Here is a 25,617-nt window from a genome sequence, read left to right on the forward strand (position 1 = left end):
CCCCTCCAAGTAAAAGTGTAACATCCATGTTTATTCATGGTCTTTTTACACTGTCTACCTTAAGGGGATAATATCAACCAGTCTGTCCAAAACAAAAAAGAGTTCATCCACCAAGTGTTTAGACTTATAGCATAAAATACGATTCCGTTAGGAGTCTACTATTCACCGTGTTATTCTTCATATATTTGCACCAGAACCGATTTTATCCAATTATTTTAGAATATTAAAATAATTAATAATAATACAAGCAACGAATATACTATTCATTTTTTTGTTATCATTATCATTTTTTATTTGTGACAACTTGTTGAACAACGGATTATTATACATAACCTAGAAAAAAATAGAGAATAATGTAGATTTTTGTCTAATGATATGTATGTACACTTCCTATCTGCTAGATATAGACTGTGAAGTGTAAGGACCTTATCTTACAAAAAACTTAAAGGAGGCTTATAAAATGGGGAAATTTACAGGATTTTCAAAGTTTACACTTGCTACATTAATAGGAATAGGTAGCTTAGGTGCCTTTTCTCAAACAGAAGGTGTAAAAGCTGAAAGTTTGGATCGTATTTCTCATGAAAATGTTGAATTTAATTCACCTTCTACTATCACAAATACTTTTGAACAAAGAGCTAATATTGTCCCTGAATCAAAAGTAATCACAAACCATTATGTGAAGTACTCAAAAACTAGTTATCAGGTTAAAGAAAGTATTCCAAAAGAAATTTATTATTCATCAGATGGTTTTAAAGGTTATATACAAGCAACAACTATAATTGATATTGGTGACCATTTCCTGACTCTCTATTCCGGAACTGTAATTCGATGTTAATTTCATGATTATGTTTATTAAAAGTAGTTTAAAACTTGTGGATTTACAAAAAATAAACCACAAAATTATTCAATTTTATGGTTTATCAAATAAAAGATAATGCTAAGACTACGTCTAATGCTCTTAGATTACCTTCCCCAAAGTTAATTATAGAGTATTAAAGTATTACTGTACAATCAAAAAGCACTCGAATGAGTGCTTTTTGATTGCTATTCCTAATGAAATTCTTTTTCTTTTCTAAAATCTGTTCATACTATTGATTCACAAAGCACTTATGCCCAGATATACAAATCATTTGTGTGAGATTTTTACATACATGTTTGAAATAAAAATTTACATGAATGATTTTAAAAGTTCTTGTACGAATGGAATTACTCCACCCACAAATTTTAAAACAGCCATTGCGATTGCCATAGTATTTCCTCCCCTTGTTTGAGTATTAAGATGTGGTAAATCTTATACCTTCATTTTAGATACATTCCGATATGCAATATTTCATATTAAAAATGTGTTTTATACAGTTATAATAGAATAGGTAAATTCTAAAGCACTCTTAAGTGAACAAAACAGCTAATGAACATATAAAAAAGAAGAGGATTATAAAAACCCTCTTCTTTTTTATGTTAATAAATCTAAGCTTGAATTCATGTTGGTCCTACGTAAGTAGTAATTAAACAAGTAGCAGAATATCTAGAAGAGATAGTTACAAATGTTTTTTACGGCTTTTTTTATATAAATATCATATTTTTATTTTTAACGTTAGGGAATATTGTTAGATGCATATATATATTTTCATTAATCTCTTTTTTTTTAGATATTTAATGATACACTATATGTTGTATAAAGCGAGAGAAATGGTTAAAGGTGGTTATTATAGGTGAAAAAGATATCATTATTTTTGATAATTATTAGTTTGTTATTAAGTGCTTGTAATGGTACTAATATTATTAAAAAAGAAGAGAAAGTTGTAGAAAAAAATACGAAGGGAAATAGCATTATTCCGAAATATTCTATTTCTGATAATTATTATAAAACTATTATTCCTTTAAAAGAACATAAAATAATAAATACAGTTAATATACAAACTAATTCTAAATTAGATATAGATAAATTAGAATTAGGTTTAATGAATATGGCATCTAAGCAATTTGATACAAAAAATCATTTATTACAAAGAAGTGAATATATTGCTCAAAAAACAATAGACGAATTACTCACAAAACAAGAAATACCTTATGTATCTAATATTATAGAATATGATTATTATACTAAGAAAAATTCAGGTGAATTGAGTTTAGCTGGTGTTGTTATCGGTTTAGCCATGACTTCAAATCATTCTAATGAAGAAGCAAATGTTAAGGGCAGTGAAATTGCTAATCAACTTTTAAAAGTTCTTTATGATAATAAGAACTTTGTAAAAGTTCCTATTACTTTTTCTATTTTTAAACAGGAAGCTTCTGATTCTTTAAAAGCCGGTACTTTTATTTCTAGTGTAACAGTACAAAAAGGTGAGAATAGTATAGGACAGTGGGCTAATATTAACGAAAAATCCTTTGCTTATCCTTCTGATGATTTTAAACAAGTATATAATAAAGATAATGAAGAGTTAGATCGTTTTTCTCATGAAGTGAAAAAATTCACTACAGCTGATTATGATTATATACCGGTTAATGCTACAATTTTTTATAAAGATGATCATATGGATACTATAAATATGAATGTTTTAGTTAAATTTAATGGTAAATCAGAACTGATTGCTTTTACACAAATGATAGTCCAAAAGATACTAGATATTTTACCTAAAGATGTTAAGGTTCAAATGAATATAAAGTCTGAGCAAAAAGTTGAAGCAGTTGTTGTAAGAGAAAAAAATGAAGATAAACCTTTTGTTTCTTTTATTGAATATTGAAAATAAAAAAGACAGTTATTATACTGTCTTTTTTATTTTCAATATTAGTTTAATGTACCATGGTTATTTTATCATTAGCGCTTTAAAATAATTAGGCGAACAAGTGAAAAAAGATTGTGCTCTAAAACAGATTATTTAGCTCTACAATTGTATCCGCTTCTATAAGCTTAAGTTGCTGCCCCGATTTAACCTATTCGTAACGAAGTGCTTCAATTGGATCTAATTTCGCCGCCTTATTCGCTGGAATTAATCCGAAGATAATACCAAGCGTCATCGAGAATAATACGCCGCCAACAACTACTTGCCATGAAACGAGTGGTGGCCATTTCGCAAATGTAGAAACAATATATGCGCCCCCGTAACCAAGACCAATTCCGATTAATCCACCAAGAAGCGTTAACATAACAGCCTCAATTAAGAATTGCAGTAAAATTTTACTGCGCGTTGCCCCAAGTGCTTTACGTACCCCAATTTCACGCGTACGCTCTGTTACGGATACGAGCATAATGTTCATAACGCCAATACCACCAACGACTAATGAAATGCCAGCAATACCTCCAATAATCATCGTCATGATATTTGTCATCTTAGAAATACCATCTTGAATTTCTTTTAAATTCATTACCTCATATTTACCTGTAAACTCACTTGGCTTACGACTATTTAATGCATCAGCCGCTTTCTTTCCAGCGTCATCTAAATTATCTACATTTTTCGCTTGGACAGAAATCTCTTGAATTTCATCTGTTCCATACAACGACGGCCATAACGTTAGTGGAATTAGAACTTCTGAACCTCCCATTCCCATGAATCCGCCCTCGGCTTTATATACACCAATAATTTGCAGCGGTTGGCCTTTCATTTCAATAATCTTTCCAACTGGATTTTCTTTTTCAAATATCTTTTCTTCTACATCGGAACTAATCATGACAACGTTATTTCCATAATCGATATCTGTATCATTTAAAGAACGGCCTTTTAACACCTTAACTTTATTCGCAGCGAAATATTCGCTGTCTAGCCCTTTAATATTCACCATATCTTTTTTATCATTGACATCAAGTGTTTCCATGTTTGAATTCGTCTTAATTACGTGTGAAATCTCTGGAAGCTTTTTAATTTCAAAAATATCTTCTTCTGTCAATTTCGGTTTTCCCATGGATTCCATACCAAATGAATCATTCATGTCAGGAGTATAGTGAATAGAAATCACACTATTCCCAGAACCAACAAATTGTGATTTTAACGCTGCTTCCCCGCCCTGCCCAATCGCAACAACAGTAATAATGGAACCAACACCGATAATAATCCCAAGCATCGTAAGTGCTGAGCGCAGTTTATGAGCTAGAATTGAAGATAGGGCAATCTTTATACTATCTAGTAAACTCATACCGCACACCTTCTATCTTCTGTAATTTTCCCATCCCTTAGTACGATTCGGCGCGAAGAATACGCCGCAACTTCATCTTCATGCGTAACCATAACAATCGTTGTACCTTCTGCGTTTAACTTTGTGAAAATGTCCATAACTTGCTCCCCAGACTTTGTATCAAGAGCACCAGTTGGCTCATCCGCCATAATAAACGTTGGATTATTCGCAATAGAACGCGCGATAGCCACACGCTGTTTTTGCCCACCTGAAAGTTCGCTTGGCAGGTGGTGTACACGATCAGCCAATCCAACTTTCTCAAGTGCTTCAAGAGCTCTCTGACGACGCTCTGCTTTCTTCACACCGCCATATATAAGCGGTAGTTCTACATTTTCTACTGCTGAAAGACGTGGCAATAAGTTAAAATGCTGGAATACAAAACCGATATATTCATTACGAATAAGGGCAAGTTTTGCTTCATCTGCCGTTAAGATATTCACGCCGTTTAACACATATTCCCCTTCTGTCGGACGATCTAAACAACCGATAATATTCATGAGGGTTGATTTCCCTGAGCCAGATGGTCCCATAATGGAAACAAACTCACCGTTTTGAATTGTTAAACTAATACCATGTAAAATCGGTACCGCTAGCTTCCCTTGGTAATATGTTTTATGAATATTGTTTAACGTAATCATTTTTCTTTCACTTCCATTCCGTCATACACGTTGTCGGAAGGATTTTTAACCACCTTTTGTCCCACTGTTACACCTTCAAGAATTTCTGTCCAATCTCCATCAGTAGAACCTTTTTTCACATTTTGTTTACGAAGCTTTCCTTTGTCTTCTACATAAACAAATAGATTACCAGCTTTTTCAATAATACTTTTACTAGGAACAGCAATCATCTTCTTATTCTCTAAGTTTACTTGCAGTGATACGTGATAGCCTGGAGATAAACCTTCTTGTCCACCTAAACTAGCTTTATATGTATACTGAGACATATTTTGTGTTCCCTCACCAACACCAGCTGCTTGAGCCATCTCTACACTTGTCGGAAATTCACTTACTTCTGTAATTTTCCCTGTCCATTTCTTCTTACTATTTGCTTTTGCAGTTGCAGTAAATGTTTGATCTTTTTGGATTTGTGATTTTTGAAGTTCTGTTAATGTCCCTTGAATTTGGAATGGTTCTTTAGATGCGATTTGTAAAAATGATTTTCCTTGTCCACCCATTGCTTGCGTCGAACCTTGTGCTGCATCTTTATCTAATTTTTGTACAACACCAGCAAAGTTACTATAAATTGTGAGTTCATCTTGTTTTTTCTTTAATTGTTGTGATTGTAATTGACCTTTTTCTTTCTCAAGTTCAGTTGTTTTTTGCTGTATTTCTAGTTCACTTACTTGCTCTTCTAACGGATCTGTTACTTCTTTTCCAGCGCCGCTATCTTTTGCTTTCTTAATCTCTTTATTTAGTGAATCTATTTTCTTTTTCCCTTGATCATAGCGCATTGTTGCCATTTTTTGATCAAGCTCAGCTTGCTTCAATTGTAGATTGATTTCTTCATTATCATAAGAGAATAACTTCGTCCCTTTTTCTACTTCTTGCCCTTCTTTCACCGCAATATCCTTCACTTTTCCTTTTGTCGGATCTGCATAGAAGCTCTCAATATTCCCAGGCTTTACTTGTCCAGAAATCAATTTTGTATTATTGAGTGTACGTTCTGTTACTTTCTCAAAGCTAACAGCGTCTCCCTTTGCTGTCTCCTTCTTCTTACCTTGCATAACAAAAATATTGACGGCTGCAACGATGACAATTAATGCAATAACCCCAATGATAATCCATTTTTTCTTTTTAGTTGGTCGATGTGTTGTAGTTGGTAACATAATGCCTTCCCCTTAATGATGATATAATTTAGTACATACGTTTATTGAACAATTTATATGGGACAACCCCCTAAAGTAACTGGCTATAAACCAAAAAATAAAAGCTAAAAACCTTTTAATACCTTAGGCTATATGAAGCACAAAATAAAGAGGTCGATCCTTTATTTTAAAGAAACTGACCTCTTTATTTTGTGCTTCATATGATATAAATAATTGCAAAAACTAAACTACATCACTGCTTTTAATAATTCTGTTACTAATGGAATTACTCCACCAATGAATTTCAAAACTGCAATTGCGATTTCCATATGATTTCCTCCTCTTTTTTGAGTATTGAATTGTGGTAAATTTTTATACTACTATAATAGCGAGAATTCATTTGGATATCAATGCATTTCGATATGCAATATTTCATATTTATACGCTTTTTTAATTTTTTAATATATCAAATCTAAAGTGTTTTCTGATGAATTCAACAGTTAATAAACATAAAAGTTTCCCTACTTAAAAAGAAGTTAATTTTTGTGATTTTCTTCTTTTTTGTGGCAGATCCTAGATAATTTGACTATTAATAAGTGAACTAATGTTCATTAGACATAGAGGACACCCTCCTATTATAAAGCATGACATTAAAAAAGTTATGGGATCTTCAAAAGAGGTGATACAAGCGACTCAATTGCGATATTTTAACAACCGAATACTCCGTCAGCCTACTCTGTTGTTTGATAAGTGTTTCTCGAAGCGGCTATTATAAATGGCTAAACTGACAAGGATTCCTTGCACCAAGACAATAGGAAAATGAAGAGCTGAAACACTTCATCCAACAGTGTTATGAGAAAGTAAAAGGTGTGTATGGTTATAGTAGGAGGTGATACATATGGTAAATTTACGTGAAATAAGAAATACTCATAAAAAAAGAGATAAAGCATTTTATGAAGTGCTTTATCTCTTTTTTATGAGTGAGGAATGTATTTGGGGATATTTTCGGTATGTTTTTACACAATTTCCGTATCGCATAAATTTTATTTTAATATGTGCTATTACATATTATTTTATCATTCCCCCGACAGAAGAATCCCACTTCAAAGAATGTAAAAGGTGTAGCCCAATGAGTAGGTGTGAGATGAATGTCGGTTAGGCGTAAGCCTAAAGGTTATTGGGTTTACAACGAATAAAGAATACTGGGATTTTAGTATTCAGCGTATCTAGAGATGTAGGTTGTGTGCAACGAATCCGTAAGTACCATATTTTAGAGTTTGTGTATCAAATACAATGTGTTAAAAATGTATGTTATGTAATTTTATAGTTCTTGGTTTTAATTTGATGTAAAGTATTTATGAATACGATAGTAAAAATTATGACCAATAAAGCCTTTTCCCACAAAAAGTTATGTCTAAGTATAAGATTTGCACATAAATTATACCAATTAATAATTAATAAGATCCCAAAAATCCACACACAACTTTTTAATGTGTTTAAGCGGTATTGATATTCTAATATGTTTCTCTTCATATATTTCTGCTCCTATTCGATATAATTAAATAGAATTGTAAACATGATAAGTTAATTTGAAACTTATGTGGAAGAACTTTCTCTTGGAAGAGTCAATAAATCTGGTTACAGCCCTAATTACACATAAAGAAAAAGAATCCCTTATGATTTCTAGGATTCTTTTTCTTGTTTAAAGTTTGCTCATACAAATGATCTGCACCTCAATTCATCTTTGATATACAGACCATTTGTATGATAATTTTTATAAATAATTGCTGAATAAAGAACTTACATAAATGCTTTTAAAAGCTCTTGTACGAATGGAATTACTCCACCTATAAATTTTAAAACTGCCATTGCGATTTCCATATGATTTCCTCCTCTTTTTTGATGTTAAGATGTAGTACATCTTTATGCTTTTATTATAGTAAGCACTTACTTTTTTATCAATACATTTTAATATGCAATATTTCATATTAAGATGCATTTTAAATTCTCTTCCTTTTTTTATGTGTTCATAGATTAAGTGATACAGGGGTTCAGACGAGATACCTGTAAAACGGGGTACCTTCAACATTTTATAAAATAGTAGGCCTCTTTATCTTGTATATATTGAAGGTCTTTCAAATGAAAATAACCTAAGTCTCGGATACATAAATCATTCGCTGTCACAGTTGGGACACACAGAGAGAATAGCGTATTTTTTCATTTTAGGGGGCATTTCTTTTTATTAGCTTGATAGCGATGTGGCGGTACCCCTATTCTCAATAGAGTACACTCTATTGAGAAGGTTAAATATGCAATTTTGCATTTTATAGCATGTAAATATATTGATTCGTATATAATTTTAGGGTTATAAGGGTAGCATGCCATTCCGATCAAGTTAAGATATTAAAGTAGCTCCTAAACGAAAATTCTATTATTTTACAGTTATTTATGAGAATTCAACTCTTTTTTTCGTCTTGGGAAACAACCCATTTCTTAAGTTGATGGGTATGTGTAGTGAGTCCTATCTTAGTCTAAGTACATCATAACATTCTAACTATTATGGAGCGTGTATTATAATGAAAAAGATCTTATTATTGTTTATAACATTAGGAATACTTATAGGATGTGAAAAATCTGATTCGTGTGATGAATCAAGAGCCATCTACTCTGGAAATTGTAATTTTTCTAATACACTCACAAGCGACAAAGCTGAATTACAATTAGATTCCAGATAATTGCTTTTATACTTAATTTTAAACTAATTGTTCATCAGATTATTATACATTTCATGTAGATTATTCTTGGGGTTCTGTTGCAAAGTTTCACAAGAGATAGACATAGATCAGCGTATATGACTAAATATGGTTCTGGTGCAAAAATGTTAGTTAGAATCATAGAATAGCAATTCCCTCTACATTTCTATCTTATGAAGCTAAGCCAAACAATTTATGAATAAATTCTTTCTGGTTTTGGACGGATTCGTCCGGTAAAACAACTTGTCCTTTTTTCATCATATGCATGGCTTCAATACCACTCAATATAGAGATTGCTGTTTTAAATGATTTTAATCCTAACATAGAATGAACTCGCCTTTTATGATCTCATATAATAACCTTTCACCCTCATAATAAGCATGAACGTGAAAGGTATTATATTTTTTACAGGGAGTTTGCAAACAGACATCATTTCCAATTAAAAAAATCCGAAATGGAGAATTCATCCTCCCGACTTTTCATTCTTTTAAATTTTTGAGGTAACAAATGAATGGGACAATACCACGTTAAGCAATTAATTGCGCCTCCCATTGTCGATATATCTCCTACATGAACTGGAATCGCATGTTTATCAGTATGTTTTTGGATGTATTGTAAGACTTCCTGATCTTTAGATAATCCAAACCTAGGAACATAGAGAGCATCTCTTGTTTCTAACATGTTTATATATAAACCTTTGGCTAATGCTATCTCTTGATCATATTGCCCTTCTTCTGTATATGAAGAAGGAACAACTACAAACTCCGCTTCAGGCATTTGCTCTCGAATAATCTCTTGAATGCTATGCCTAAATTCGTAATCTCCTAGAAAGTCACTGATAAACATTGTATGTTCATCAATAAACTTAATCATACCGTCTGCATGTGCAAGCACATCTCCTGGTTCAGAAGGAATGATAATAACTCGACTGACATCTAAATCCCATTCCAGTTGCTCTATAATTTCTTTTTCTGTCCAATCATAATTATCGTCAAGTATACGATCCGTTAATATAATTGTATCTTTTTTATTCCAAATGAGATTACCGCCATCTAATATCAATGGGGAAGTAATATATTCAAAGTCATTTTTCTTCAGCCATTTATTGAATTGTTGATTTAAATATCGACTTTGACTTTCAGGTAAGTAATCTGGTTGGTATTTAAATTTAACGAGGTGATTTGTTACAACTGGTGCAACGTCTCTTAACCAAATGTCGTCATACTCAAAAAAGTTTGTATCAAAGTCTTGTTCTTCCACAGTTCAAGATATAAGTTGATCGGTAAATGCTTTATTTTCATTTAGGTTCTCATTAAAATAAATAAGATCTTCATAAAATGGTCGATAATATTGATTCGATTTATTTGGTATTGCAGTAAAAATAATTCCATTGTGTATTTGATTCATATTGTTTACCTCACTATTTTAAGGGTTATTGAGTAACTGATTGAAACAAGTCATTATCAAGATAAAGTGAAACTTTAATCAGTAGGGGGCTTCATCCCTCAATGGCTATTAGCTCTCACCAATCTGACTTTTACGAGCAGCCCGATCCCCACCTAATTTCTTTGCTTTTGCCGAATTTTGAGATGGGGTTCTTACTGCCCGCAAATAGCTGGATACATACAACTATTCCTCAATTCAATTCTCTTATGATTCTATATTTTAGAAACGTGCACATTTCATGAGTGGATTATAGCACGGAGAAATATTATATATTTATATAAAAAATATAAAGCTGTGGTTAAGCGGAAAATTCGCTCTTGACAAGATTTAAAAACCAAGCCATCATCCATATAAATTCAACTTTTAAAATGAATTACATTCCAAAACACTCTCATAATAGTGTTTTGGAATGTAATTGGTTATTTGTTATTAGTAAATTGCGTAATAGTGACCTTTAGATAAATCTCAAGTAGTTAATATTAAGTTATATCAAAAAGGAAGAATTATTTCCCCTCAAAACACCTTAGAGAAAAATGATAAATACCAAAATTAAATTTACAAAAATACATAACATAATGAAGAAGTATGAAAAACGAAATTGAGGAAATTTCGTGGTATTAACGTAAAACAGTTCACTATCATATAACTCTGGAGATAAAAATATCATATGTATTTTTTTAGTACTGCTAATTACATGGTAATTATCTATCATTAAACTGAAGCTATGATATAAAGAAAAGTCCATGTGTGTTTTATTAAATGTATTTCTACTTTTGAATTCATTTATGAAGAGAATATAAAAAGAGTTCTAAATGAATAGAACTCTTTTTGTTAATGATATGAATAAATAATTTTAAAAGTCTCATGAAATATGCAATTAGATGATTTTTTTATGAGAATTTAAAGCTGACGACTCTAATAGATTATTTTGATTGTATAAGTGTAATAAATGAGTTTCCACTCCTATACAAATCCCTTCTAGTGGAAGGTCATTTGGATCATGACCGAATGGATCTTCGATTTCAACTCCTATCGCTTCAATCCCTATAAATGCAAAACTAATAAACGTAGTTGCAAGCACTGTAAACCATCCGAGACTATCAACAAGACCAATTGGTAAAGTCCCACAAAATATAATCAATAAACTTTTTATATGGGCGAAATATGCAAAAGGAATAGGGGTTGCTTTGATACGGTCACATCCACCAATTGCAGTAAGCAGATTATTCAAATCAGCTTCCATATTAATTATTATATTGGGGTGAAGGTGACCAGATCTTAATCCTTTTGATAGGATAGTTTTTAACATAAACACAATAGTAATCGGTAAATAGTTTGACTCAATCAATAGCTTTTTTTCCTTATCAGAACATAATTTAAACAAATCTTTTACTTCAGATAAATCTTTTTCATCTCTCAAATGTTGTTTAGCCAATTTTGGAAAAGCAATTAATAGATGTAAAAACTTCAGCTTCTCCTGATCCGTATTTTCCCCTTTAGAATCCCAATGACTTAAAAAACTCACCGCCAAATTCCTAGTAGAGCCACCAATAGCGCCAAATAACTTTCTTCCTTCCCAATACCTATCATAGGCAGTATTGGTCCGAAATACTAATAGTAAACCTAAAGCTCCACCAACAATAACCCATGGAGTTTGATTTATATTTATTTCTACATAATAGTGATTAATTATAACCATACCTGTTGAGACACATATATATAATAAAATTTGAGGGAAAATATCCCTTATAATCGTTCCTTTTAATGTAAATACTCGATGTAAGCTATCTTGATTGTTGTAATGAACCATATTTACATAAACCTCTTTCTTTATTAACTTATTTATATTTTTACGGTAATCAAATTCAACATAAAACCAGCTGGATATTATTAAAAAATACAATACCTAACTTTATTTTACTTAGAGGGGTGAAAAAATCCTTTTGTATGAAAAACATACCTGAGCTTTACCATCATCTAATTACAAATTCTTAATTTTACTTGATTGTTTTACAGTCTGTATGTTCTCTGTATTAAAAATTAACAGATTATAAAATTAAATAATAGAATAGTGAATCCAATATCGATTTATCCTTTGTTCATAAACATATGATTTTCTGAACAAGTATCTCTTAACGTACAGTAGCTGTCTGTACGCTAAGCATAAAGCAAGTTAAATAAGTCCATTCATAATGTCTAAAGGGACTTTGCTCACACAAATGATCTGCACATCAATTCACCTTTGATATACAGATCATTTGTATGATAATTTTTATAAATAATTGCTAAATAATGAACTTACATAAATGCTTTTAAAAGCTCTTGTACGAATGGAAGTAATCCACCTACAAATTTTAAAATTGACATTGTGATTTCCATAATATTTCCTCCTCTTTCTTGGTGTTAAAATGTGGGCATTTATGATGATACTCTACTAGAAAAAACTTTTATTTCCATATATTACATATTGTAATTATAATTTTTAAAGTTATACTTTTTCTATAACTTTAAAAATTTGTATTACCAATTATACACTATACGAAAATAATAACTACTCAGCAATACCTTTAATTTAGGAGTTTCATAGGCGAAAATTCGGTCTATTTTTTTGCTACAACACAAACATGTGCGATAACACTACATCTTGTGATAAAACAGGCAAACATATTTTGGTTAATTTTCCCAAATGCCTTATATCTTCATGAGGTGACTGAATAGTTACCAGAAATATTTATATAAGTTACGTATTAGGGTTGAGTTTTTAGGAGGTTTAAATGAGAAAAATATTGCCAGGAGCCATTTCATCTCATACCCAGTATGGGTATTTAAAGGTGCCGAAAAATGTCAAAAGCGAGTGTCCTAAATGCGGTAAATCAAGTGAATTTACGTTAAAAACGAATTTTTACCAAGTTACAAAAAGAGGATTATTCGCAGAAGGGCTTTGTTTTGAATGTAAAAAGCCATCAGAATTCGTGATTATGTTTAATGATTATATGGATCGAATAAATGAAGAAGTAGAAGTTTATATTTATAGTCCTTCGGATTTAAAAGATCCTTCGGATCAGCTCGAACGCAATAAACATGTCCCTATAGACCTTGTCAGGGCGTATCGCTCTACTTTAAATGTCAGTCAGTCAAAAGATAATTCTGCTGCTGCAGTAATGTCAAAACGAGTTCTTGAAAGTGTCCTCAAACATTTTCTTGGAGAGAAAAGTAATGGGCAGCCTCTTTCCCAGCAATTTGAGCAATTGCCAAAATATATCGATTTAACTAAACCGATTCAAGATGTTGGCCACCTCATTCATCCAGACAGCCCTCTTTATGAGATGCTTGAATTGAAACAGGAAATTGATGATGAAACAGTAGCTTTATTAACAGAATTATTAGAAGTCCTTATCCAGTATTTATTTGTGTTGCCTGAAAAAATCGAATCCGTACATGATAAGATTGAACAGAAATTTAAAAAGGTGTAGCACGCACATTTTAATATTTTTATACGCTAAGAGATTTTCAAAAACCAACAGCATGATTTCAATTGGGATTTTAATTTAAAGATAAGTTTTGAGAAACCGTTTAAGCTATTTTTAGCTTATTTTACGTTTTTTACGTTGAAGTGCATTTGTCTCAAATACTTACTGACGCTTTTGAGATTAGGGGATTTTCTTAGATTAGTAAAATCAACGCTTTTTCATGCCGAATTTTGCTTAGCGTATATTTTCGTTAAAATGCGGGCGGTACGTCCTACTCATCCACTTAAGAATTTTTCTATCCTCAAGTATAAAAAATGGTATTCTTTCTAAACCAACTAAATTATATTTCATAAAAATGTTTTAGACTGCAAAAGATATTTGTAACCTGAAAAGGGATTTTCCATTCACATAATCATCTCTATTGGAAGTGAGTGATATTAACTATTGAGTTCTTAAGAAAAATTGGCTTCTTTAGCTAACTAAAGGCATCAGATTTTAAAGTATTCAGCATCAATAAGTATGTATCCTATGAAGGTTAAGAGAAGAACTAGAGTAAAAAAGATTGTTTTTTGCTTTTTACTTCTTTTTTAAACCATCCCCATCTTTTGTTATCCATATCTAAACAATAGTAATCAACAAGAAGAAATAACAGAATGAGTAAGAAATAGAAAAAGATATTCAGTATAATTATCTCCTTTATTATTATCATAGACGCACTAACTTCCTTTTAATTCCATTTTATCAAAAATGATGCTATGTCACATTATGAATATTCTATTCATGGGGTACGGAAACGATTCACAGAATAACCCGCCATATCCGAAAATCCCTCTAATTTCGGCTGGTTCTTTTTATTATACTTTGTCTTGTAGTTCTATTTCTTCTGTCTATTTTAGTCAGAGTATATTTCAAAATTACATCAGCATTAAAATACAGGAACATTCTAAAAATCCCCCCTTATAAATTTAAAAATATATTGTTATATTCTTAAACTTATAATATAATAAACTTACAAAGTTCTTAATATTCAGAAATTTATAAAGGAGGAATTATTATGGCAATTGCAATTTTATCATTTTTAGGTGGAGTAATTCCGTTAGTAACAACTCTTTTAAAAGCGTTCATGTAATCCTTACTTCTTTACAATGAATTATCATCTTACAAATGATCTGTTTATCAAGGCTAAATTGATGTACAGATCATTTGTGTGAGTCTAAATAGCAAAAATGCTTATTTTCCTCTGAACTGTACCCTATAAAATGGACAGTTTAATAAAAAGACCTTTAAAAGTTAAGCACTTAAAAAATAGCCACACTCTGTTTATGAAAAGATCGTGGCTATTTTGAGTAGCCCCAAAAAGAAGGAATCGTTGCCGTGCCCCTTATACATTCCTCTTTGTTCACTAATTTACAAAATTCATTTATTAAACTTTTAGAAACTATATGTTATACTTGATAGGTAGATAGTCAGTAGTCGGCAATCTAATTAAACTGTGGGCCCTAGCTTTGCACCTAGCTAGGGCTTTTTGCTATTCATCAAGTACTATGTGATATACATTCACTATAATTATTTTTATCTATTCCTCATGGTTTCTAACATCTTGTCATTGTAATGTACTATTTCTTTTCTATGTTTCACGTTTTCCCTTGTTTTCCATCATTTCAAATCATAAATCCATTATTTAGTTACTTTATGAAGCGATACTACCATTTGAATTTAGATACAAAATATCAAAATTCAAATAATTAAAATTGATATATTATTGTTCCTACAATACTAGATCTATCAATATATCCCAGACCATTTCGACTATCTTTACTATGGTAACGGTTATCCCCCATTACAAATAATTTATTTGAAGGTACTTCTCTTTCTTCAAAGTTAGCAAGATATTTGGATTTATTACTTAAATCTTTATAAATATAGTTTTCTTTTTTTTCCTTTCCATTAATATACAGAATATCATTTTCTATTTTAACTTTGTCCTTTGGCAATCCAATTATCCTTTTCACATAATACTTAGGATCATTGGGTTTTTTTATAATAACAATTTCTCCATGACGTAATGGAAAAATTGCTGCACCTGCTCTATTAACTAGTATATACTCTTCATTTTGTAAAGTAGGATACATAGATTTCCCTTCTATTTTACATAATAAAAAGTTTAAACTTATTATCATAAGCATCACTGTAATCAATAAAAACAATGTTATATTACGCCAATATTTTGGGTTCTTTTGCTTCATGTTTTTCCATTCCTTATTGATTATTTTCATGAAAAACGCCTCTACAAAATTTTAATGTAGGGGCGTTTCGTTTATATATATTTACTAGAAGCATTCAACTTGTTTGTTTATGGAGAAACGTTACTTCCTTGATTCTTTTTTAAAGCGAAATATGCATCTAAGATATCTTTACCAATCATTGAATTAATTCCACCTTTATCATCATTTACCCATGGTACAACAACGGAAAATGCAACCTCTGGATTATCATATGGGGCATATCCTGCTAAAGTTAAATTGTAACAATGAATACGATTCCCTTCTGAATCTCTACCAACAGGGTCCTCGCCTCCATAAACTGTTTGCGCTGTTCCTGTTTTACCAGCTGGTTTATAAGGAGCTTTTTGAAAATACCTCACACCAGTTCCATCACCCTCTTGGAACACTTGCCTAAAGCCTTCTTGTACTCGGTCGATATATTCCTTTTTCATATCTACGCGGTTCAGCACAATCGGTTGCATAGTTTGTACAACTTTACCAATATCTTCTTCTTGCGTTGTTTGCTCCCGAATTTCTTGTACAATCTGCGGCTTCATTCGATACCCCCCATTTGCAATGGTAGAAACATACTGTGCAAGTTGCAAAGGCGTATATGTATCAAACTGACCAATAGCTAAATCTAGTAAAAAACCTGGTTGATAATTTTGTTTTTTTTGTTGTCCCAACGTTTCATTTGGTAAATCAATTCCAGTCGAAACTCCTAATCCAAATTGCCCAAAATAATATCTCATCCTATCAAATGTAGCCGCTTTAATATCTAAAGAACTGTTCGGTACATAATTTATACCTGCAATTTTTAAAGCTGTATTAAACATATACACGTTAGATGAAACTTGTAATGCCCTTATATCATCAATAGTTCCAAAGTCTTTCCAAGATTTCTTAGCTTTTGCTGTTCCCTTAAATTTCATTGGTGCATCATAAAAATATGTTCCTGGTGTTATGGCACCTGTCTCATATCCTGTTAAAAGTGTTGCTCCCTTTACAGTAGATCCAAGCTCGTAGGAGCTTGTCATTGTGCCTAAAGCATAATCTTCCACTTCTATATTTCCATCTTTTTTGACTAATTTTTTCCCTGCCATAGATAAAAGTTGCCCCGTTTTTGGATTCATCATAACAACAAATGCTCGGTCTAATAAACGTTCTGAACCTTTAAAAGCTTTTAAATGCTTTTCAATAATCTCTTCTACCTGTTTCTGTAATTTCATGTCTATTGTTAACGTTACATTGTTTCCGCTTTTCCCTTTAGAAACGGTTTCCGTTCGAATAATGTTTCCTTCTTTATCAGTAATATTTTTAATTTCTGCTTTTGTTCCATGTAATACATCTTCATATCGTTGTTCAATATAACTTTTTCCTACGCGATCATTACGGCTATAACCACGTACCATATAAGAGTCTAAGTGTTCTTTAGGCAGTCCTTCTTCAGAATTTGTTATATTACCCAATACCGAACGAAATAAATCACCATTTACATAATTACGTTCCCATTCAACTGTTGTATCTACCCCTGGGTATTTAGCTAAATTTTCACTTATAATGGTGTATTCTTTCTCAGGCACATTTTTCTTTATAATTTGAGGTGTCATTGAGTAGCCCGAACTCATTTTACTTTTAATAGCTAATACTTTTAAATCTTTTGGTGTTAATTCGCCTAGTTCTTTATCTGTGATACGTTCTCGTCTTAATTCCTCTATTTTTTTATCAAGCTCTTTCCCTTCAATATTTTTGGCTCGGAATTTTGCCTCATCTTGTTTCGTAATCTTTTTTTGAGCCTTTTCCTTATTTAACTTTACCCAAAAATCCTTTTTATCTGTTTCGGTTAACTTATTTATGTCTTCTTCTGGCATTTCAAGTACGTTTGCCAGATCTCTAGCTGTTTTTAGAATGCATTCTGAATCTACACCCTTCATCCTTGTATATGTAATAGTACGAATAGCATTGTTGTTAACAACTTTTTCTCCTTCCCGATCAAAAATTTGCCCACGTGGAACGGGAATGCTGATTGTGGAATTCCCTTGTTTCTCCGCTATATTCTTATAACTCTCTCCATCAATGATTTGTACTTTTCCTAGCTGAATAATAACAGCTGAAAATAGTAAAAATACACAGAAAAACAATATATTCAACCTTAAGGGAATCGTACTTTTTTTAGTATTTTTTTTCTGTTTTTGTTTCATTTCATTCTCCTCTTAAGTACAATATATTAAAATAATACAGTTCTAAATGTAATTAAAAATAATAAGTTTATTACAGCTGATAGATTTCTAATAAAAAATCATTAACTAATTTAGTATATTGCATTTTACGATTAACGATAATACAACTTCAAATACCCAAGTAAACTTATTAATATGTTATTAAACGGGAGTATTCGTACTTTTCAGAAATAATAAACATCATTGTAAATCAAATAAAAACGACATTATATTAAACGTTTCCAATCCGTCTGTTACTAGCATAACTACTAATGTGAGAGCGATAGATCCATTTTCAAATGAAAAGTAAAATAACAATACCTAGATAAACTCATTTCTTAATTATACAAATGAAAATTTTCCTGTCAAACAAAATTAAAGAACACTTTCTCTATTTAGAGTCTTTAGAGATATCTTTAACGACAATAATTTAATATCTTTATATATAAGTTTTATGAAATTTATTCCACAATAAATTTATTCAAAATCTAAATTGTAAGCACCCTGTCCTACGGATTATACACATTTCATGTTCAATCTTCTCAACAAGCGTGTTCCACAATTTTGTTATTGTTTGAAAAATGTTTTTTGAATCCTCACAAATTTTATCGAATTGTTAATAATCGTTTTATGAATGAACTGTATAAAATACCTTTTTAAAGTTGTGTAGTGTATAAGTTTTATTCAAAAATATAAATTACGTTTAAACGACATTTAAAATAAATAAATCACCAAAAATTGATTCCGATATACTTATTCACCACCTTTATCAATTTAACTTTTTGACAATTTTTTTTTTGTTGATACATCATTATTACTTATATTAATATGTTTTTATTGCTATATTTTAAAAATACATATTTAATAAAAACAATACGAATATTCTTGAGTAATAGGAGGTTTTATTATCAAAGGTAAACATCGTAAGATTGTCCTCACAATATTAGGTTTTTATTCAATTTTAATACTTTACTTTATGTTTCTTGGTTTTGATAGGTTGGGATTAAAATATATTAATTATGAATACCAATACCAGTTAATTCCGACTAGTATTCCTTTAGGATTACCAAATATGACAGGTGAAGAAGACTTTAACCTATGGGTTTTTAATTTTGGGAATTTAACTGCATTCATACCTTTTGGAGTACTAATTCCTTTGTTATACCGCTGTAGCTTCATTCGATTCATTACCTCATTTTGTATTTCAATCCTTATACTAGAAGTTTTACAAATGCTAACTTTTCTTGGAGGTTTTGACATTGATGATGTAATTGTGAATGCAATGGGTGCTATAATAGGATTTGCTGCATATAAAATAGGATTTCGTTCAAATACTTTTTTTAAAAAACTTATTATTACTTGTGTAACAGCATCAATCCTTACTTTAGGATTGATTGTTGTTGTAGGTGAATTTAACAAATCAATAGAAAAGCAGCAACACTCTCTCAAAAACGGAACTATTATAGGACTAAATCAACTGACAGAAACTAATGGATATGCACCGAAAGATAAAAATTTCCATAGTTTTGAAATTGCTCATAAAAAAATTGAATCTAAATTAAATATGTATAGTAGTAATGGAACAGATTTTCAGCAATTTAAATACTTGTTAAAGGGTAAATATGTAAAAATTTCGGGCTATCTTGGTATCCCAGATGGTGCTAGTAAACGTTCTGGAAAGATAATTATTTCTGTGGATGGAAAAGATGTACAAACAGTTCAATTCTCTGAAAAAAACATATCTACATCAAAAAGTTCCTTTGAAATAGAGTTGGATAAAGCAAATGAACTTTGTATCAAGTTCATTGATACCGATGTATTACTATGGGATGTTACACTTACAGAATGGAAAAAATAAAGAATAATCCGCCAATTTAGATACTGGCGGATTATTCTTTATTTGTATATACTTAATATAAAATACAAGTCTTCCAATTTAGGGTATATACCGAACATCTATATCTTAATATGCAATATTGCATATCATATTATTATTTATTTCTGTTAAAATCTTAGAAGTGGATTGTTCATCTAGCAGTTCACAACAGCGTATATTTATTAGTATAATGCTAACCCTAATTACAGACAAAGGGAGAAGAATGTTTATCACTCTTCTCCCTTTGTTTATGTGATTTTTTACGAAGCATTTATGAACTACTCGCCACCTATCCTTCGCTTAGAGGTGGCATCTTCTCAGTCCCGCGATGAAAATAATCATTCATCTTTCTTAGCATTACTTCCCTTATTCCCTATATTAGATATCGGGAGAATGAAATTTCTTTCGATACCTTGATTATTTTACAAAATGGTGATATTTTTTTAAGAACACTTAGAGATGATTTACTATATCACTAAATGTTACTAATTTTTTAATTAGAAATCTAAAATGCTGTATCTGTTTATTTAATTGTGAAGAATATCACTTGTATATTATAACTATATTGAGAAATTATTCTATTATGTATATAATGTTTTAGGAATTTATGTCCGTTTCAGGGCTAGGGGATACACCCTGCAGTGTAAAAAAGTCGAAATATGTACATGATGGCCATTAACATACTAAACAACAAATGTTAGAGCATTTTTTTAAATGGAATATAATAGGCTACTAGAGGAAGGTATTATGAATCAAAATAATGTATATCCATTTAACCAACAGGTTCGTCATCAACAACTAATACAAAGTCGAAATTTAAAAGCAACTAGAAGGAAAAAAGCATTAAGTATATGTGGATTAATAACTTTTATTTTGTTATTATTTTTAAATCGCTTTGGAAAAATTTCAACAATATATGTAACAGGAAATGAAATAATTTCAAAAGCAGAAATTATAAGTCTATCCAATTTAAGCGACAAAGATAATTATTGGAATTTACATGAAGAAGATATAAAAAAAAGAATACAGAAAAATAATCTGATTAAAGAAGTCGAAATTTCAAAGAACTTTCCAAGTCGAGTCACTATTAATGTTAAAGAAAATAGCACTGTTGCATATATGATTAAAGATAATAAGTATTATCTTCTACTTGAAAATGGTACAATGTTGGATAAATTTACAAATGATAAAATCTCCAAAAGTGTACCTGTAATAAAACAATTTACTAGAAATGATGAAAAACAACTTAGAAAACTTATTTCGGAGTTAAATAAATTACCGAGCGAAATACAAAGTATAATATCTGAGATTAATTTTTTGCCGACTAAGAATGATAAATTCCATATATATCTATATGCGAAAAATGGGTTTACAGTGAGCGCTTCAATCACTGATTTGTCTAAGAAAATGGAACTATATCCAGTCATAACTAAAAACTTAGATTCTAAACAATACCCTGTAATTCACTTAGAAGATTCTATATTTGCAAATAACAAATTATAAGCCTTGAAATTACATTTGCTATTATAGGAAAAATAAAAAAGAACTTGTAGTAATGAACTGCCCCCAATTGTTAAAATGTGTCTAACTTTTTGGGGTCACTTCAGAACTATCGGCTTTTTGTTATGTTGGGATTTTCAAAAACTAGTTTCTTGTCCTGGTCACATACGGATAAATCGGATCTCTTAATTCGAAGTCATACGTTTCTCCATTCACAATTCCTACCACCTTCCCACTGTCATATAAATCGAGCAAGAAACCGGCCATTTGTTCAGCTGTATGGAACTTAGGAACAACACCATTATATTCAAAATTATCAACATCATAGGATCGTTTCGCAAATTCGGTCTCTGTTGCAGCAGGAGCCAAGACTTTCGCTTGCATGGCTGCTCCTTTTCCTTTCAATTCTTGTGCGAGACCTTCTGTAAAGGCACTTACATAGAACTTTGTCGCGCAGTAGGTCACAGCATCAGCAACAATCAAGTATCCTCCTCCTGAAGAAATATTGATGATTTGCGTTCCTTCAACATCTGTATAGTCACGTACATAAAGAGAGGACAGAACGGTTAAGGCTTCAATATTCAAGTGAAGCATCGTCTCAATCTTATTTAAATTTTGTTCCCCAAAGGAAGCAAAGTTTCCAAACCCGCGACTTCAGTCGTGAGTCATTGACAGAATCATTCCCTATTCTTTAATTTTAAAAATCTTATTTGGATTCAGAATATTTTTCGGATCAAGAGCTTGTTTCATTTTTTTCATCACAAGAAGTGCTGCTCCATGCTCTTTTTCTTGATATTTTTGTTTACCAATCCCTACCCCATGTTCACCTGTACATGTTCCACCGCGCTCAAGAGCATACATCACAATTTTTTCATTTGCCGCTTCTGTTTTATGCACTTCCTCTGTATCATTTGGATTCACCATTAATAGAACGTGAAAATTCCCATCTCCGACATGTCCAAGTATTCCCCCAACAATTCCCATAGCATCTAAAGTCTCTTTTGCATACTGTATTGCACTTGCTAACTCTGAAATTGGTACACAAACATCCATACTCATCAGTTTTTTCCCTGGGCAACTATGAACATAAGCGTATGCTAAATTATGTCTTGCTTCCCATAATTTATTTCTTGCTGCTGTTTCTGTTTCAAATGAAACAGCCTTACACTTGTGATCTTTAACAATTTCTTTTGTGAAATCAATATCTTGTTTTAATCCCGCTTCATTTCCATGAAACTCTAAAAATAACGTTGGCTCTTCCCTATAGTTTGTTTCACTATATTTGTTAACTTGTTTCATTGAAAGTTCATCAACAAGCTCAATTCTCGCAATCGGAATGCCAGCTTGTAAAATATCAATTACAGCTTCTACCGCATCATTCACTGTCGGAAAAGATGCTCTTGCTGCCATCGTATGCTCAGGTATTCCATATACTCTTAGCGTTAATTCCGTAAAACAACCAAGTGTTCCTTCTGATCCAACGAAAATACCATTTAAATGATAACCAGATGACGACTTTGCAGCTAAATTCCCTGTATGTATAATCGTTCCATCTGCAAGCACAACTTCTAAATCACGAACTTGATCACGCATAACGCCATACTTTACTGAGGTCGTTCCGCTTGCATTTGTAGCAGCCATTCCACCTAATGTTGCATCCGCCCCTGGATCCACACTAAAAAACAATCCATACTTTTTTAATTCTTTATTAAGCTGTGAACGAGTTACTCCAGGTTGCACTTTAACTAGAAAATCTTTTTCTCTTACCTCCAGCACTTGATTCATCAGTGAAAAATCAATTGTAATGCCATTTTCATATGGAATTACATGACCTTCCAAGCTTGAGCCCACTCCAAATGGTACAACTGGTGTTTGGTACTTGTTCGCTAGTTTCATTATCTCACTAACCTCTTTTGTCGTTGTTGGAAATACAACAACATCAGGCAGACTGCTAGGATGATAAGATTCATCTTTACTGTGCAGTTCTCTCACCGTTTCATTTACTACTACTTGTGTTTCAGGAAGTACCTCTTTTAAAGCAATTATCAGATTTGCAGTTACAGCTTTCATTTCATTCTCTCCCACCATTCTGTTACAGATTTCATATACAATTTAAGATCTTTTTATAACGATTCATCTGATGAACTATTTCATACATAATAATCTGAAAAAACTAGTAATTCAAGTCCTAAATAAAAAATGCCGTGCAATTACTATTAAGTTGGACATCCATAAGTTAATCAACTCACAAAAATATGTAACATGAAATTAGAAAAAATCTTCTTTCTCGTTAATGTTTCAGTCAAATCATCCCCAGTAATATTTGTAAAATAAAGATATTTTGTTTATATTCAAATTAACCTGATTACAATTTAGCAATAGAAATACGATGTAAATTTAAATAGCATTTATGGGGGAATCAGACGTGCAATTACCAACCTTTAAATATAATCCAAACGCATTAGAACTAGGGATTTTTAAAAAAGAATTTACGACTTGTTCTGTTTGCAAAAACGAACGTGAGTATGTTTATAGTGGTCCTTTCTATTCTATAGAAAGGGTAGAAAGCATCTGTCCTTGGTGTATTGCTAATGGAAATGCATCTAAAAAATTTGATGGAGAATTTCAAGATCCATACTCCTGTGAGGAAGTAAGTGATGAAGAAAAAGTAAAAGAACTTATCCATAGAACGCCTGGATATGGTGGATGGCAACAGGAGTATTGGCTGAGTCATTGTAATGATTTTTGTGCATTTATTGAATATGTGGAATGGGAAGAAATCGCTCTTTTAGCAATTTCATATAAACGGGTTCCTACACGTTTTATTAGTTCACTACAAAATTGAATATCAATTGCCGTCATTAAATATGCCAGCCTTTCTCTTTGAAATAGCTTAACATTTTCCGGTAATTCTCCCCATACTTCTCTTGAAATTCTTTCCCAAAATCCTCTTCGATGTGCTGCATCATCATATCATGGTAAAAAGCATTTTTTATTACTTCAATTACTGCTGGATGATTCGTCTCTAATGCAGATGGCTTAATCTCTCCTCCGAAACTACCAATTAAAGCTGAACTAGAATCACAGAGAATAGAAAACTTCCTTTCATCAGCAGGCCACTCTTCATCCCTATAATGCTGGAATACATGTTTAAGAGGTGTTTTACATGTTCCGATTGTAATTAAGATAACACTAATTCCTTTGCATTCCGCTACTAGTAGTGCTTCCTCTATATAGTGCAAGTCTTCTGACCAAACATCTACAACTATAGATGTTTCCGCATTTGCAATAACGCGGCGTACAGCATTATCTAATGCATTACTTCCTTGCCAATTATAAAAAGCAGGTGCAGGTCTAGGTGGAGTTTTTAATTGATTGATAAGTGCCTTCGAAGTCTGTTCAAATTCAGTTTGAAAAAGACGGATTAATTGCTCAATTGGAACAGCATTATAAAGAACCGTCTCCCCTTCTATGCTTCGACAAGCTCCTTTATCCGTTAATGATCGTAACGCAGCATATACATTTGTTCTTGAAACAGATACCCGTTTTGCAACTTCATAGCCAGACAAATCGGATTCTTCGTGTAATGTCAAATAACATCGCGCTTCTAGATCTGATAATCCTATCTTTTTTAATAAATCAATCATGGAAACACTCCTTACTTTGCACATAAATTTCGCATTGAATTTAAGTGGTATTTTATAATACTACTTAAATTCATATTAATCTTCCCTTAAGAGAAAGTCAACAAAACTTTATCCGTCTTTTCTTACTTATAAAAAATCAGAACAACATTTTATTACGGATAAGTTTCACATGTATAATTATGGTATTTCTCATTTTTATATCGAAATGTATTCGTAAAGTCGGGGGAATTTTTAATGAAAAAATCATACTAGGGGGCGTTTACAGTTGTACTTGCATTAGCCGAAAGTAAACTGGCCAATTCACAAAAGATTGCTGAAAATAAAACATCCATAATTCCCCGATTAGTAAAAGCTAAGTTTTATTCCTTTCCCCTCTCCACTAGCAAGACAGTAAAAACATCTTTTCTCTATAACCATAGTAAAAAATATCTATACTAAACATTTGCAATATTCCATATAATAATT

Annotated in this window: 15 protein-coding genes and 4 pseudogenes; 7 read left to right on the forward strand and 12 right to left on the reverse strand. The window is 31.5% G+C overall.

The features are described 5' to 3' along the window. Positions 1 to 460 precede the first annotated feature (460 nt). The gene (locus JDS96_RS21320) at positions 461 to 835 is read left to right on the forward strand and encodes a hypothetical protein (protein WP_003205206.1); all 375 of its coding nucleotides are present in this window, start codon (positions 461 to 463) and stop codon (positions 833 to 835) included. Between the two features lie 877 nt (positions 836 to 1,712). Next, positions 1,713 to 2,744, forward strand: coding sequence for a CamS family sex pheromone protein (locus JDS96_RS21325; protein ID WP_199667951.1), 1,032 nt, complete (start codon positions 1,713 to 1,715; stop codon positions 2,742 to 2,744). 190 nt (positions 2,745 to 2,934) lie between these two features. On the opposite strand, the gene JDS96_RS21330 is transcribed toward JDS96_RS21325, so the two are convergent. From JDS96_RS21330 to JDS96_RS21340, 3 genes are read right to left on the reverse strand one after another with little or no spacing between them, the layout of a single operon-like run. Beyond that, the gene (locus JDS96_RS21330) at positions 2,935 to 4,134 is read right to left on the reverse strand and encodes an ABC transporter permease (protein WP_018767608.1); all 1,200 of its coding nucleotides are present in this window, start codon (positions 4,132 to 4,134) and stop codon (positions 2,935 to 2,937) included. Then, a complete protein-coding gene (locus JDS96_RS21335) occupies positions 4,131 to 4,811 on the reverse strand; it encodes an ABC transporter ATP-binding protein (RefSeq protein ID WP_199667952.1) in 681 nt (226 codons plus the stop codon). Before JDS96_RS21335 ends, JDS96_RS21330 begins: the two co-directional genes overlap by 4 nt. Then, positions 4,808 to 5,998, reverse strand: coding sequence for an efflux RND transporter periplasmic adaptor subunit (locus JDS96_RS21340; protein ID WP_199667953.1), 1,191 nt, complete (start codon positions 5,996 to 5,998; stop codon positions 4,808 to 4,810). Before JDS96_RS21340 ends, JDS96_RS21335 begins: the two co-directional genes overlap by 4 nt. A gap of 877 nt (positions 5,999 to 6,875) precedes the next feature. Here JDS96_RS21340 and JDS96_RS21345 point away from each other — a divergent pair. Beyond that, positions 6,876 to 7,136, forward strand: coding sequence for a hypothetical protein (locus JDS96_RS21345; RefSeq protein WP_199667954.1), 261 nt, complete (start codon positions 6,876 to 6,878; stop codon positions 7,134 to 7,136). 641 nt (positions 7,137 to 7,777) lie between these two features. On the opposite strand, the pseudogene JDS96_RS33100 reads toward JDS96_RS21345, so the two are convergent. The 4 genes and pseudogenes from JDS96_RS33100 to JDS96_RS21360 form a co-directional block, all read right to left on the reverse strand. Beyond that, positions 7,778 to 7,964, reverse strand: a pseudogene (locus JDS96_RS33100) (hypothetical protein). A 937-nt stretch (positions 7,965 to 8,901) separates the two neighbouring features. Continuing rightward, positions 8,902 to 9,072: pseudogene (locus tag JDS96_RS21350) on the reverse strand (IS6 family transposase); the annotation flags it as partial. 87 nt (positions 9,073 to 9,159) lie between these two features. Beyond that, positions 9,160 to 10,137 (reverse strand): annotated as a pseudogene (locus tag JDS96_RS21355) (agmatine deiminase family protein). A gap of 916 nt (positions 10,138 to 11,053) precedes the next feature. Then, positions 11,054 to 11,986: a bestrophin family protein gene (locus JDS96_RS21360; RefSeq protein ID WP_199667955.1), complete on the reverse strand. Its 933-nt coding sequence runs from the start codon at positions 11,984 to 11,986 to the stop codon at positions 11,054 to 11,056. Positions 11,987 to 12,950: 964 nt separating this feature from the next. Here JDS96_RS21360 and JDS96_RS21365 point away from each other — a divergent pair. Beyond that, the gene (locus tag JDS96_RS21365) at positions 12,951 to 13,649 is read left to right on the forward strand and encodes a DUF4145 domain-containing protein (RefSeq protein WP_199667956.1); all 699 of its coding nucleotides are present in this window, start codon (positions 12,951 to 12,953) and stop codon (positions 13,647 to 13,649) included. A gap of 1,742 nt (positions 13,650 to 15,391) precedes the next feature. On the opposite strand, the gene lepB is transcribed toward JDS96_RS21365, so the two are convergent. Both lepB and JDS96_RS21375 read right to left on the reverse strand, forming a co-directional pair. Beyond that, the gene (gene lepB / locus JDS96_RS21370; RefSeq protein WP_097795867.1) at positions 15,392 to 15,922 is read right to left on the reverse strand and encodes a signal peptidase I; all 531 of its coding nucleotides are present in this window, start codon (positions 15,920 to 15,922) and stop codon (positions 15,392 to 15,394) included. A gap of 77 nt (positions 15,923 to 15,999) precedes the next feature. Then, complete coding sequence (locus JDS96_RS21375; RefSeq protein WP_199667957.1) at positions 16,000 to 18,111, reverse strand: peptidoglycan D,D-transpeptidase FtsI family protein; 2,112 nt, start codon at positions 18,109 to 18,111, stop codon at positions 16,000 to 16,002. A gap of 976 nt (positions 18,112 to 19,087) precedes the next feature. On the opposite strand from JDS96_RS21375, the gene JDS96_RS21380 reads away from it, so the two are divergent. Both JDS96_RS21380 and JDS96_RS21385 read left to right on the forward strand, forming a co-directional pair. Next, the gene (locus tag JDS96_RS21380; protein ID WP_307838198.1) at positions 19,088 to 19,987 is read left to right on the forward strand and encodes a VanZ family protein; all 900 of its coding nucleotides are present in this window, start codon (positions 19,088 to 19,090) and stop codon (positions 19,985 to 19,987) included. Between the two features lie 765 nt (positions 19,988 to 20,752). Further along, positions 20,753 to 21,508, forward strand: coding sequence for a cell division protein FtsQ/DivIB (locus JDS96_RS21385; protein ID WP_242479957.1), 756 nt, complete (start codon positions 20,753 to 20,755; stop codon positions 21,506 to 21,508). Between the two features lie 141 nt (positions 21,509 to 21,649). Here the strand turns inward: JDS96_RS21385 and JDS96_RS21390 are convergent. Then, positions 21,650 to 22,153, reverse strand: a pseudogene (locus tag JDS96_RS21390) (SDR family NAD(P)-dependent oxidoreductase); the annotation flags it as partial. Positions 22,154 to 22,189: 36 nt separating this feature from the next. Further along, positions 22,190 to 23,575 (reverse strand): FAD-binding oxidoreductase, encoded by a 1,386-nt coding sequence (locus JDS96_RS21395; RefSeq protein ID WP_018767407.1) that lies wholly within the window; start codon positions 23,573 to 23,575, stop codon positions 22,190 to 22,192. A gap of 355 nt (positions 23,576 to 23,930) precedes the next feature. On the opposite strand from JDS96_RS21395, the gene JDS96_RS21400 reads away from it, so the two are divergent. After that, on the forward strand, positions 23,931 to 24,350 hold the full coding sequence (locus JDS96_RS21400) for a CbrC family protein (protein WP_199667960.1): 420 nt from the start codon (positions 23,931 to 23,933) through the stop codon (positions 24,348 to 24,350). Positions 24,351 to 24,366: 16 nt separating this feature from the next. On the opposite strand, the gene JDS96_RS21405 is transcribed toward JDS96_RS21400, so the two are convergent. Next, on the reverse strand, positions 24,367 to 25,152 hold the full coding sequence (locus tag JDS96_RS21405) for a TrmB family transcriptional regulator (protein WP_003202962.1): 786 nt from the start codon (positions 25,150 to 25,152) through the stop codon (positions 24,367 to 24,369). Between the last annotated feature and the right edge of the window lie 465 nt (positions 25,153 to 25,617).

Source organism: Bacillus cereus group sp. N21, assembly GCF_016483395.1.
Classification (GTDB): domain Bacteria; phylum Bacillota; class Bacilli; order Bacillales; family Bacillaceae_G; genus Bacillus_A; species Bacillus_A pseudomycoides.